Annotated in this window: 13 protein-coding genes and 1 pseudogene; 2 read left to right on the forward strand and 12 right to left on the reverse strand. The window is 42.5% G+C overall.

Going from position 1 to position 12821, the window contains the following annotated elements:
• Positions 1-247: 247 nt before the first annotated feature.
• Both M595_RS13275 and M595_RS13280 read left to right on the forward strand, forming a co-directional pair.
• Positions 248-1039 carry an SAM hydrolase/SAM-dependent halogenase family protein gene (locus tag M595_RS13275; RefSeq protein ID WP_023066753.1) on the forward strand — a complete coding sequence of 264 codons (792 nt, stop codon included), beginning with the start codon at positions 248-250 and terminating at the stop codon, positions 1037-1039.
• A gap of 127 nt (positions 1040-1166) precedes the next feature.
• Positions 1167-2327, forward strand: coding sequence for a lactate racemase domain-containing protein (locus M595_RS13280; RefSeq protein ID WP_040484069.1), 1161 nt, complete (start codon positions 1167-1169; stop codon positions 2325-2327).
• Here M595_RS13280 and cpcF read toward each other — a convergent pair.
• From cpcF to M595_RS13340, 12 genes and pseudogenes are all read right to left on the reverse strand, one after another.
• A complete protein-coding gene (gene cpcF, locus M595_RS13285) occupies positions 2313-2948 on the reverse strand; it encodes a C-phycocyanin alpha-cysteine-84 phycocyanobilin lyase subunit CpcF (protein ID WP_023066805.1) in 636 nt (211 codons plus the stop codon). The genes M595_RS13280 and cpcF overlap by 15 nt on opposite strands.
• Before the next feature lie 40 nt (positions 2949-2988).
• Complete coding sequence (cpcE, locus tag M595_RS13290; RefSeq protein ID WP_040484070.1) at positions 2989-3816, reverse strand: C-phycocyanin alpha-cysteine-84 phycocyanobilin lyase subunit CpcE; 828 nt, start codon at positions 3814-3816, stop codon at positions 2989-2991.
• 12 nt (positions 3817-3828) lie between these two features.
• Complete coding sequence (gene cpcD, locus M595_RS13295; protein WP_023066802.1) at positions 3829-4170, reverse strand: rod-capping linker protein CpcD; 342 nt, start codon at positions 4168-4170, stop codon at positions 3829-3831.
• A 117-nt stretch (positions 4171-4287) separates the two neighbouring features.
• Positions 4288-5159, reverse strand: a pseudogene (locus M595_RS13300) (phycobilisome rod-core linker polypeptide).
• Between the two features lie 263 nt (positions 5160-5422).
• Positions 5423-5911, reverse strand: coding sequence for a C-phycocyanin subunit alpha (gene cpcA, locus M595_RS13305; protein ID WP_023066760.1), 489 nt, complete (start codon positions 5909-5911; stop codon positions 5423-5425).
• 111 nt (positions 5912-6022) lie between these two features.
• Positions 6023-6541 (reverse strand): C-phycocyanin subunit beta, encoded by a 519-nt coding sequence (gene cpcB, locus M595_RS13310; RefSeq protein ID WP_040484071.1) that lies wholly within the window; start codon positions 6539-6541, stop codon positions 6023-6025.
• 439 nt (positions 6542-6980) lie between these two features.
• Positions 6981-8006, reverse strand: a complete 1026-nt coding sequence (locus tag M595_RS13315) for an ABC transporter permease (protein ID WP_023066779.1) — start codon at positions 8004-8006, stop codon at positions 6981-6983.
• 1516 nt (positions 8007-9522) lie between these two features.
• Entirely contained in the window at positions 9523-9867 is a 345-nt protein-coding gene (locus M595_RS13320; protein WP_023066775.1) for a hypothetical protein, read from the reverse strand.
• 214 nt (positions 9868-10081) lie between these two features.
• Positions 10082-10666, reverse strand: coding sequence for a molybdenum cofactor guanylyltransferase (locus M595_RS13325; RefSeq protein ID WP_023066773.1), 585 nt, complete (start codon positions 10664-10666; stop codon positions 10082-10084).
• A gap of 42 nt (positions 10667-10708) precedes the next feature.
• Complete coding sequence (locus M595_RS13330) at positions 10709-11230, reverse strand: hypothetical protein (protein WP_023066794.1); 522 nt, start codon at positions 11228-11230, stop codon at positions 10709-10711.
• A gap of 4 nt (positions 11231-11234) precedes the next feature.
• Positions 11235-12290, reverse strand: a complete 1056-nt coding sequence (locus M595_RS13335) for an anthranilate phosphoribosyltransferase family protein (protein ID WP_023066777.1) — start codon at positions 12288-12290, stop codon at positions 11235-11237.
• Between the two features lie 50 nt (positions 12291-12340).
• The coding region (locus M595_RS13340) for a substrate-binding domain-containing protein (RefSeq protein ID WP_023066754.1) at positions 12341-12821 on the reverse strand (481 nt) is incomplete at its 5' end.

Genomic DNA, 12821 nt, shown 5'->3' on the forward strand with positions numbered 1-12821 from the left:
TCAATTTGATTTTTTGATTTGAATAATGGTGGAAGTTCCTCTCACAAGAATTTCCACCTTTTTTTCTGCTTTGATGATTGCGACTCCCCAATTTGTAACTCGCGTTTTAGTATACCTATATACTGAAAAAAGGCTTTAAGAAATTGAAGGATAATTCTGCTCGCCTACTTTTAGGAATTTTATTGTATACTCAGCATAAGCTAAATCCGAACATCCCAAACTCAACTGTTGTTCAAAAAATCCAGAAATGTTGATTAACTTAATTGCTGATTATGGTGCAGGTGATCCGGCATTTGCTGAGGTCAGCCAACGTTTACTTCAACACTTAAGCGATGCAAAAATTCACTGTCTGTCTGTTCCTGCATTTAGCACATTGGCAACAGGGTTTTGGATTGCTCAATTGGGACTTAATCCCGGTCCCGATAACCATTTAATTTATCATAATTGCGCCCCCCGTCAAGACAATTTAGAAGGTCGTCCGAATAACGAAGGCGAAGGACTTACCTATGCTTTACTTCCCAATGGCGTTAAAGTTGTGGGGGTTTTAGCCGGATATTCTTTGTCTTTTATTAAAGATATAGCCGTCTCTATTCATACTATAAATGTCTCGCGGGGCGGTTCTCAATTTCGTTCTCGCGATGTGTTTCCTCAAGCAGCAATTGCATTAGTAAAAGGGGATGAAAGTGTTTTAGGAGACATGATTAAACCCGAACAAATTCCCGAACCACCCACAGATCGGGTTGCTTGGGTTGATGGATATGGTAATATTAAAACAACGATTTCAGCCGATTTTGTTGATCTGGAACCGGAAACAAAAGTTATCGTTAGAGTGGGAGATATGGTCAGCGATGCGGTGTATTCTGATGGCAGTTTTCGTGTCAGTGAAGGAACATTAGCTTTTGCACCGGGAAGCTCGGGTTGGATGCTCAATGAGAAACAAAAAGTGCGTTGGATGGAGTTGTTTTTGCGAGGGGGAAGTGCTTGGAAACGCTTTGGAAAACCTCGTGTGGGTCAGTTGGTAACGTATCAAATCACTTGACCTCTAGTTGACTTCAGAACTCTGATAAAATGACTGAAAATTAACTTTTAGCTATTCACTAGGAACTTGAATTTCTGGTGAAATAGCTGTATTATCAGATTAAATCAAAGATTAACACGGGTAAGTTGTGAAAAAAATCGCCTTAGATGTGTCAAGTGTCTTATCAAAAGAGGATATTCTTACAAAAATACTGAGCTATTTGTCTCAGTTTGACCTGAATCAAAAGCGTGTTTTACTAATTTGTGAAGATGTTACCCGCGCTACACCACTTTATCAATTTTTTCCTGATTTTTTACAAGTCATTCAAACAGAAGCGAGTCAAATTAGTGTAATTTTTGCTTTGGGAACCCATCGCCCCATGACAACCGCAGAAATGCAACAAAAGTTAGGACTAACTCCGGAAGCTGCGAGTAATATTCAATTGATTAATCATAATGCTTTTGATGATAATTTATTAGTAGAAGTCGGAAAAATTGATAATGTTTCTGTGAAAATTCATCGTTCACTCAGCGAACATGATATCATTATTGCCTTGGGAAGTGTACTTCCTCATCGGGTGGTTGGCTTTTCGGGAGGGGCAAAATATCTTTGTCCGGGAATTGCCAATAAAGCGGCGATTGATTATACTCACTGGAAAATAACTCGTTACTCAGAATCAGAAATTATCGGCAAAATTGATAATCCGATTCGTCAAATTATTCATCAAATTGCCGACTTGGTGATGACAAAATTTCCTAAAATATACGTTTCTGTTAACTTTATTACCCTGCCCACCGGGATTGCTCATGTATTCATTGGGGATTTTTACTCCTCTTATCAAGAAGCCGCCGAAGTGTGTGCAGAATATTTCGTTAAACCTGTTGAATCTTGTGCCAGTATATTAACGTATATTGATCATAAATGTGTCGATTTTTGGCAAGGAGCTAAAGCGATTTATAACTGTGGTTCTCGCATTCAAGACGGTGGAAAATTAGTGATTCGAGGTCAACTTTCTGAGAAAATATCAGGAACTCATGGCGAAATCATCACCAAGTTTGGCTATTCTAACCCAGAAACGATTCAAAACTTAGTGGATGCGGGGGAATTAACCAGTCCAGTTGTTGCCAGTCATATGATGCGAGTCAGTCAGGCTTTACAAAAATATCAGGTGATTTTGTCTTCTGAAAATATGAGCCAAGCAGAATGTGAAGCGTTAAATTTAGGATATTTAGACCCCAATGATATTGATGAATCACAGTTTGATTATGTGGTTTATCATGCCACCGATTTAATTTTAACGTCTCTCTAATCTTTGTTGAGCTAACTTGGCTCTGGCTTGAACCGCTAATGTTTCGTCTGTATTGATAATTTCTTGGAGACGATGTATAATCTTGGCAGGCCATTGAGATTGTCGATTTTTGATCTGATTTGCTAACTCTTGTAAGCCGACTATCGCTGCATATCGCACAATCCATTCTGAATCTTGACTGGCTTGAAATAAGGTGTTTATGGCTTTAATTTGAGCTTCCAGAATATCTTCTTCGACGCTCATTTTTTCCCAATGAATTGTTCCTAAACCTCTCGCGGCTGCCCGACGCACACTGAGCGCAAAATCACTCCCTGCTGCTTCTAATAATACATTTAAACCCCGAGGATCACCAATCGAAGATAACGCCCGAATTGCCCAAGCTCTCGCCCCATAATTATAACCATCTAACTGCTCAAGTAGGGGTAAAACTGCGAGTTCCCCAAGTTTAATTAACCCCTCAACTGCTGCTACTGCCGCACCAGGATTATTATAACCCAGAACAGTAATTAAAGTCGGAATACTTTCGGGAGAGTGAGCTTCTGCTAACGTTCTGACAGCTTCTAATAAGCTTTGAGCAGAATCTGCTTGTTCAACTGCACGAATCAGTTCTGAAGTGGTCATTTTCGCTTATTTGCGCCCAAAAATTACTAAATATTTTGATCTATAATAATGAATCCATTAAATTCATCACTTCTATCGCTTCTTCTGAAAGAGAGATTTCATCTATTTGTTTGAGATGATGTTCTAAAATTCCTTGTAAAGCAATTAATTTCAAACTATTTTCAGCTAACGTTTCAGAAATAGCTTGGGCTGACTTGAGATAACCAATTGCTCCGAGATCCATTAATACCGTTCGTCGCAGTTGTAACTCATTACTTTGCAGGACTTGAATTAAAGCCTCTCCGTAAATGCTATCTCCAGTTAATTGATAGAGCGCTCGCAAAGCTGCACATCGAACTCGCCCGACTGGATGTTCTGTAAAAGGCTGAATTATAGAAGTCGCTTCTGTTGCGCCAATTGCACCCAACGCCTCGATCACGGCATCATAGGGTTGGACTAAATGAGGTTTTCCCGGCACTTGTTGAGCCGCTTCGACACCCCCATCGAGCAATTTCATTAAAGCCGAAATGCTACTGCCATCCCCCAAGGCTTCCAAAGCTTGAGCGGCGGCTTCCCGCACATAATAATCAGAACAATCTAGGCATTGAATTAAGGCCGGAACTGCTCGCCCATCCCCTAACTTTCCTAAAGCTCTGGCTGCATTGCGACGCAGGGGATAACCGCCATCTTCAGTTCGATCAGACTTATCTTCTAAAGCCACTAATAAAGCATCTATTGCTCCGGGTTCGGAAATGCGAAATCGTCCTAACCACCAAGCCGCATAGTAACGGCGACCCAATTCTTCGTGTTGAAGATTTGCGATCGCCTGTTCGACAGTCAAACTTTCTGGAGGTTGACTAAAATTGTTAAGCTGTTCTGAAGCCGTCATGAAATTTTAATTTTACTCTTGCGTATCAGAATCATCAGCGCCGACTGACTTGGGCTTACCTTCCCCATCCAAAATTTGATTAACAGCAGTCGCCTGCATTTTCGCTTCGCTGCTGCCATCTACCGTCAGGGGTTCGATACTGAGAATTTTACCACCCATACGATTGATCCGCTTGAGTTGTTCGCTCATCCGGTTATAGGGAACCGTGATGTAAGTTTTGCGAGTGCTGCGGATGCGATAGCTGATAGTATCAGGGTCTACATTTTGACCCATTGCTTCAACTTCTATCCGATACATCCGACTACCGTTGTCGCTGAGGGCAGTTCTACCTGTTGATGTACTTTGACCAAACATAGCTGCTCAATTGCTCCCTTCTGTCTGTAGATACTGATTGATAAATTCACTTATTCACAAAAGTAGTGGCAAGCTTGATTACTCAATTGCTTACCACCTGATGTGCGTCTGAATCGTTTAGGTTTCCCGAACGCTGACAATCTTGGCGCCACTGCGAAGAATTTGCTGTATCCGAGAAGATAATTCTTCGTAAGGAACTAAGTAAGCTTTGTTCGAGCGACGAACGTTATTATTCCGTATAGAAGAACCAATGCGGTTGGTGACTTCTACTCGATAAACCCGTTGTTGACGATTCCCCAGTCCCCCAAAAGACTTTTGGGGAGTTTCCATTTTTGTTGATTTCGATGAGATTCCCGCAGATTGAGGAATACTGCTGGCTTGGTTGCGAGCCACTTCTTTGAACACGCGACCATTTTTGCTTCCGACTTGACCGCGATCATTATTGGCATAACCGCGATACAGTTGGAACATCCGGCTAAAGCCAACCGTTCTCGATCCGGCTAACACTTGGAAACCGACGTAGTAAGGAACGATGTTGTCGCCGAATTTATTTTCGTACTCTTCGCTCTCGAAGTAATAATTAATTTCAGCATCGTAGCCTTTATCTTCCACCAAGCGAGTATGGAACGCCAGTTCTTCTTCATCATGGGGAGGACGACCCAACAAATGCTTGAAGTTCAGTTCAACAAAGCGTTGGTTGTTATTGGGAAAGAAAAATTTCTTCTTGTACAACTCAGAAAGGGCAACGGCACGCACAAAATCACGAACTGTTAAATTTCCCTGTCTGAGTAAAGATTCTGCTGACGTCAAACGTTCAGCTTTCATAATATACTCGTTACCGAGTACCTGTCTGTAGGTGGCACGAAAAATAGCTTGTAGATCGCTTTCTGTCCAATCTGGACGCGGAATTCTACTTTGCTGCCATCAAACGCATCTAGGCCTAATCGTCCCGCAGCTTGTAAATTAGCGGGTACTAATAATGTTGTCATCGCTACCTCATCGACACATAATAAACCGAATTCCGTATTCTTCAATTAATATTTATTAAAGAAAAATACGAGGAAAAACTCATAACTGTTTGCGTTCTGTTAGATGAAACTGCCGAGAACAGCAAAAAGATTTTAAAAGTTGCTTGTTTTATTCAGCTCTCTATCTAACTAATAAGATGCCTGGAGCGTTAAATAACTGCTAACTCAACAAACTTCTGTGGTTAGCTAACAGCTATCTATCGTTCCAGGCAACAAACCGCTGACTAGCTCAGAGCATTGATTGCGTAGTCGAGGTAAGAATTAGCTTCCACAGCAGGATCGCCGCTTAAGCCATGATTGGCTTTGATGTGCTTGAGGGCTTCGATGTACCAGCTCGGAGACAATTCAAAAGTCCGGTTGATTTCATCGATACCTGCAATCAGGTACTCATCCATGGGGCCAGTACCACCTGCGATTAAGCAGTAGGTAACCATCCGCAGGTAGTAACCGATGTCACGAGCGCATTTATCTTTACCGCGTTGGTCTGCGGCGTAGTTCGGCCCTTGCATTTGAGTCGTGTAGGGGAACTTGGAATAAACGGCTTGAGCGGCACCGTTGATCAAACCATCAGCTTTGGAAGTTAAAGCTTTAGCGGCTTCTAAACCGGCTTGGGCTTGACGGAAACGTCCGAAAGCAACTTGCATTTCAGTGCTGCTCAGGAAACGACCCTGAGAATCTGCGGTGGTGACAGCTTCGGTTAAAGGAGTCTTCATGCTTCTAATCTCTCCTGGTTAGGTGTACAGAGTTTTTTGAATGAGTTGAGTGCGAGCCATACAAATGCGACTTAAGCGCAGTTGGTCAGAATCAGTTCAGTCGGCAGAAATTTAGCCTACTGCTGCCGCAGCACGATCAAAGTAGCTGGCGATTTCAGATTGCAGGGCGTTGCAATCGCCTTGGGTAATACCGCTGGGGTCCATAACGATTGCTAAAGCCGCTTCTTTCATTTTTTGAACGCCTGCTGCAACAGAAGCGCCAGGAGTACCCAGAGCTTGGTAAGTTTCACGCAGACCATTCAAGCAACGATCATCGAGAACGCTAGGATCACCTGCGAAGATTGCATAAGTGACGTAGCGCAGGATGATTTCCATATCGCGCAAGCAAGCAGCCATCCGACGGCTAGTGTAAGCATTTCCGCCGGGTTGGATTAGTTGGGGCTGTTCAGCGAACAAAGAACGAGCTGCGTTAGCAACAATGCTGGAACCGTTGCTTGTAATCCGGTTAACAGAATCAAGACGCTTGTTGCCGTTAGCAACCATTTGGCTGAGAGCGTCGATTTGAGAAGTGCTCAACATTTCGCCGCGTGCGTCTGCTTGAGAAACGACCTTGGTGAAGGCATCAAACATGGATTAAATCTCCTACTTGATTGGTTTGAGTTTACTTTTGGTTCTCAATGCTTGAGAGTTCCAATTCTTTGCCAACTTTATAGTTGTTGGATTAAAGATTGGAGACAACAACCCGTTATTAAATGGATTGTCATTATCCTCTGGGGGTGGTTTGTGAATTTCCAGTTGCCCGGATCACAAAATCTTCACCTTGAGGAATCTTAGAAAATTTTACACGGTTTATGAGAGAAATTTAAACTTTCTTAATGAACAGACTCTTTGATTAATGTTTGTCTGTTATTGTTCTCCCTCAGCTATCAGTTATACAATGGAGTCAGCGTTTGTTGCATTAAAAATTATTAACGAAGTTGGCTTTAAATATTACAAAGCATTAAGATATTTCTCCAACATTGATTAATCCTGTTAAGACTTCCGTATTTGGGCTTTTAGTAATAAATACCTAATAGCGAATTCGAGGATCAACGTAAGCATTCAAAATATCTATCCCGATACTGGCGATCGCCACGATTGCCGCAAAAAACACCACAATTCCCTGTACCGTCGGATAATCCCGCACCGTAATTGCTTCGTAGAGTCGATTGGCAAGTCCCGGCCAAGAAAACGTAACTTCTGTTAAAATCGCCCCGCCCAGGAGTGCCGCCAATGTTAGCCCCAAAACTGTAATCACCGGAATCAGAGCATTTTTCAAGGCATGAGCGATCAAAATCCGTTTTTCTGGAATTCCTCGCGCCCTCGCTGCTTCGACATAATCGGCTTGTAAAGTTTGGCGCAAATTCACCCGCACAATCCGCTCAAAAATCCCACTCAGCAGCAACCCCAACGTCAAACAAGGCAGGCACAGATAGTAAACCGCCGTTAAAAATTGCTCCCCATTCCCACTCAATAAACTATCGAAGGTGTAAAGTCCCGTAAACTCTGGGGGCGGAGTCATACTCACCGGGAAACGAGTTCCGAGGGGAAACCAGCCCAACTGTACGGCAAAGATGAGCTGAAACACCATCCCTGCCCAAAATGCCGGGACTGAATAAGTAATTATACCAAATAACCGTCCGACTGTATCCCAAACGGTATTGGGGTGAGAGGCTGACATCGCCCCTACACTCACCCCAATCGTCAAAGCCACCAACAGACTGAACACCGCCAATTCCACTGTTGCCGGAAAATAGTCTAAGATAATTTCCCAAACTGACTGTCCTCGACTGGTGAGCGAAGTCCCCAAGTCAAATTGGAGTAAATTTCCCATATAGTCGAGGTATTGCTGGAGGAGAGAACTATCTAACCCCAATTGCGATCGCAATGCTTCTTTTGCACTAGCCGGGGCGCGAGGGCCAAGAATCGCATCCACTGGATCGCCTGGAGTTGCTCGGAGTAACAAAAACACAACGGTTGTAATCGTCGAGAGCATCAGAGGTGCTAAAAGCAGACGAATCAGGATGTAATATTGTAGGGCTTTAGAACGAGACATGACGCTGACTACCGTTAACAGTTTTTACAGTTATTAGTTAACAGTAATCAGTGATCCCTTTTTACAGTTTCTTGCATTCAGCACAAAAATTATTTTTTGTCAAGAGGCGGGTTTTGGTCTTTTGCTTTGGCCTTGAAAATTCGTGCGTCGGGGTTGTATATTTTTGGTCAGAAAATCCTGATATTTAACGACAGGATCTGGGTTTTAGACTCGATTTTGACAACTAGACACTAGAACCCCTTGGGAGGTGTTTTTATTAGTCTACCAGAACCCCTATATTTTCGTCAACTTTTTAAGAACTTTTCTCAATAAAAAATCTGATTTTCGACCTAAAGTTTTGATTTTTCAAAGGGTTCACGGTTTTGAATTAGATAAACTTATTATTTTCGGGGGAAAGTGTCCCGGTTGAGGGCTGTGGGTGGAAGTCTATTTTGATCGTCTAATTTAATAGTGGAGGAAAATTAGCTTGATATCGGTTGTTTGTACTATAAACCTTTAAAAGCAATTTGATTTTTTTGACTTCCTTTTGCTGGGAAATCGGGAGAATTGGGCTTTTTTAAAGCTTGTTACTCCGTCAGCAGATCGGGTCTACATCAAGAAAGAGGAAATTATCTGAATTGTTCTCGAATATCAATCAATTACCCGAATGGCAATTCTACCCAATTAAGGGTTTGAGATGCTTTGAATGACTGGTGTTTAATCGAATTTGATCTCAATCATAATTTCCCCTTCAACAATCAATTTAATATCAATCTAAATTAAGCTTATATTGCGTCCTGGCGTAACTGATTGAGTTCTTCTATTAACGCAGGGAGACTGGTTTTCGCTTCCTGATTTAATGCCACTCTGTTATTGACCTACTCATTCAGTAACGCAGTTTCTTCAGATTCGTCCCCAAAATCTATTGCCATAAACCGATAAAAGTAGGGAATATCAAACTCAAGAAAGTGACTAACGATGTCGTAGGGTGCAACAGTCCAATCAATCTGCCAAACCTGCTTGGTTAGAGAGACAATAAGTTTGTTGACAGGGTGATCTTGGTATTTGGCGATCGCAGTGTCGAGGGATGCGATTAATTTGTCTTAATTCATTAAAGTGTTCACAAGGATTACTCTCTTTGTTTATAACCGATTGAGTTTCCCTTTTCGATATCAAAGTGTTACAAGCTTTTTCATTCTCGTAAATTTTGGGATAATTTCTTCAAACTCTCTTGATCGGGGAAATTGAAAATTTAACGGACTACCATTGGGTACAACTTTCCCAGTCTGTCAAGGCAAGATCAACTGAGGATTTCTTATATATATATGTTGGCACAGATTCCCATTGTTAAATAATAAGTCAAGTTGGGTCATTTGTCAATGGGAAATCGGGGAAATTTTGCCCTAATTTTTTCACAAAGAACAAGAACTGAAGAGAGGGGGAATGCGATCACTGTTTTGGGAAAAAAAGGCGATCGCAGGGGAAAAGAAGGAATATCTAACTGTTCCGGTGTTCCGATGTTTCGCTTGTTTTACAGTTAAGATTCATGCAACAGTGATTCAAATGTTGTTCGCAGGGATTTAATATCAGCAACCCGAGCGACTAATAGATTCTCTTGTCCAGCATCTTCTAAACGAGATTGCCAATAACGAATACTATCGGAATTATTCACCCAAAATCCAATCACACTATCAACCACCTCATCAAGTTTCCAGTTTCTTTGTTGAGAAACCGTTTCGACTGAAGAAAGAAAAGTATCAAGCTTACATTGATGATGTCCTAAGTATTCCACATTAGGTATTGATTTTTCTTGAAGTTCTTGTTGTTGGTAAAAAAAGGATAGTACGGTCGAAACCCCAACGATATTAAATGCGTATTTCATCCGGGTACTCCAATTTATGATTTGAATTCTTAATCTAGATTATATCCAGTATTACCCTGGGCAATTTGTCAAATGATTAACAATCTCAACTTAATTTAACAAAAGTTTAAGCTCAAGACAGATGAGGGATTGATTCTCACTGATTTTAAAACTAAAGAAAAAATTAAAAGCTTTCCAAAGATACAGTCTATTTTGTATTTTAAGCTGATATTTATCACTGCTGTAAATCAGCCGGAGTATTACAATTAAAAAGTATTGCTGCGGTTGTTGCTTCTAAGGTGAGAGGATGAACAGGAACTTGAGATAACCAAGCTTGAAACGACCGTCCTCCCTGAGTAATAAAGCCTTGTAAAGCTGTCAAAGCAGTTCGGCGATAGAACCCACATAACGGTTCCCAACCCGAATCCTGACAGGGAACAACCGCTAATATCGACTCCGAAACATCAGTCAATTGACTCATCCAACGTTGCAAAATTTCCGGTTGAAGCTGAGGTAAATCGCAAGCCAAAAGCAACACCCACTCTGCATCAATTTGAGTCAATCCATCTGTTAAAGCCACCAATGGACCTTGACCGATAGGAGAAGACTCCGGTAAAAATTGCACTTGTTCCGAGACGATTTCCTGATACCGTTCCGGCCAGGATGTTAACACATAAACCGATGAACAACACTCTGTCGCAACCTCACAAACCCGGGTTAATAAAGGTTTTCCTTCCCAGTGAATTTGGGCTTTATCTTGACCCATCCGAGAACTTTTTCCCCCGGCTAAAATCAAAGCAGCGATCGTGGTATTAGACATCGTTTAACGTATAACAATCCGATTCAATAACTCTCAAAACCATCAAACGGTTTTCGTGTGAGCCGCCCAAGAGGTAAACAGTCCGCCACCGACACCCAACAACGTTAACCCCCAGATATAAGCAGACCAACGATAGTCTTCATCAATCTCCAGAACCATATTTTCCGGATGATCAACAAAGTCGTTAATTTCCGCAACCATATCTTGAGCGTAATGGTGATCGAGGCGATAAAACGGCAAGAAAACTCGACCATTTTCAGTCAACAGTGCCACATAAAACGCACTATAATCTGAATCCGCTAAGTCCTCAATATTCTTCTTGATGATTTGAGCGCCTTGCAAACTCTGAATCGGAATTTCTCTAGACGTTGAACCCAGTAAACCAGATTCTTCTAAATCACATTTTCCGAGAGCTTGTTCAGTCCGTTCACAAGTTAAATTAACGGTACTGACAAAGCCAATCATCATCAATCCCGGTACAATCGCCAACCCTAATAAGCCTAACGAAAGAATCGGAATCTGCTTTAACTTTTTGAGGAACTTTTTCGCAAGCATGATTTTCATTGATTTATCCCTGAACAGCTAGTTGAAGGGTTTCCAGTTTGTCAGCAACTTTGCCATCAATCAGTAATTGTTTGGCGGTCAATAAACCGGATTCCAAATCAGAAGACACTCCACACTGCCACAGGTAAAATCCCCCATTCCAAACCGCCGCTTGCATCAATTCACAGGCTTTTCCCTCCAAAACCGCTTGTATATCAGTCAGTAGCTGAGTTAAGCTTTCTAGCTGGACTTCCTTTCCGGCAAACCCATACTCATCGGGATGCAATAGCAACCGTTCGAGATCAGAATCTTCCTGAGCGGGATCACAAGCTTGATGTACACCAATAATGCAAGTGCGATCGCGCGGTAAATCACAACTTCCTTCTAAACCTTTGACGGTGATAAACTGAGTCATTCCTCGCCATTTGAACGTTTCGCGAAATAACAATTCAGTGGGAGGATGAACATATCCACAAGCTAGAGTTGCCACTCCTGCATAGGGACACCACATCAATTCCATCGTTGCCAGAGGCGGACGTTTGCCAATTTCCCGACGATAGGGAACCAAAGCGGCTGCCTCGGGAAAATGAGCGGGAAGATAGACAAACCCTAAATGAGTCGTCTCTAGAACCTGTTGAACCTGTTCAAAGGTTAGCGTTGTCCAGTCCACTCCCAACCGTTGCCAAATTTCAGTTAGGGTAATCCCTTCTTTGGTTGGCATGGTATCCCCCCCGTGTAATATCACCGGAACGCCTGCTGTTGCCACAATTAACGCGGTTAAAGGAGTAACAGGAGCGGTACGGGAGCGCCCATCGTAGGGACAATTCAAGAGTAAGGGAGGGGTCGAGAGCGGTTGAAGTTTGGACGCGAATTGATCGCAGCCATCTAACATTCCGGCTAATTCTTCGCTGGTGGGTCGTTTGATGCGGTGGGCTATTAAAAATGCGCCAATTTGGGCAGGAGTTGCTTCCTGTAATAGCATCATTTTCATCGCATCTGCGGCCTCGGTGCGATTGAGATTTTCGCCGGTATGAGGGCCACTGCCAATTTTACGAAGTAAGTCTCGAAAGCGATCGCTCATTACATCTGTTTAGAGGTGAAAACAACTAGGAAGTCTCTAGCATATCTGGTTTAAGAGGGACTTTCGGCAGTTATTTTGCCAACTTTTTCGAGAACGGGATCACAAGTTGGCGGAATAAACTCTTGGACTAATTTCCAGAAATATTCTATCGGGGGAATTTGCATTCGATCCGAAGTGGCGACCATAACGACTTCCCGACTCCAAGCCCGATCACAGGCGGATGGGGATAAATCGTTGGGTTTTTTGGTGTTTGTTGGGTTGACCTCTGCGACACCAATTGGACGAATGGCTAAAGTCGAGTCAGTTTGAGATTCAATTAAGGCTGAACGGGGGAGTAAAGCCACTAATTCTCCCTGACGGACGACTCCTCGAAACCCATCTAGGGTGTTGAGTTCGAGAACTGCTTTGAGTTGGGCTTGGGTTTGATTAAATTTTTCTAAGACCCAACGCTGCATTCCATAACCGTCTTTGAACACCACTTGCGGATAAAGAACCAGTTCTGACCAAGGAACTTGGGTGTAACTGGCGAGG

The organism is Lyngbya aestuarii BL J (genome assembly GCF_000478195.2).
Lineage (GTDB): Bacteria > Cyanobacteriota > Cyanobacteriia > Cyanobacteriales > Microcoleaceae > Capilliphycus > Capilliphycus aestuarii.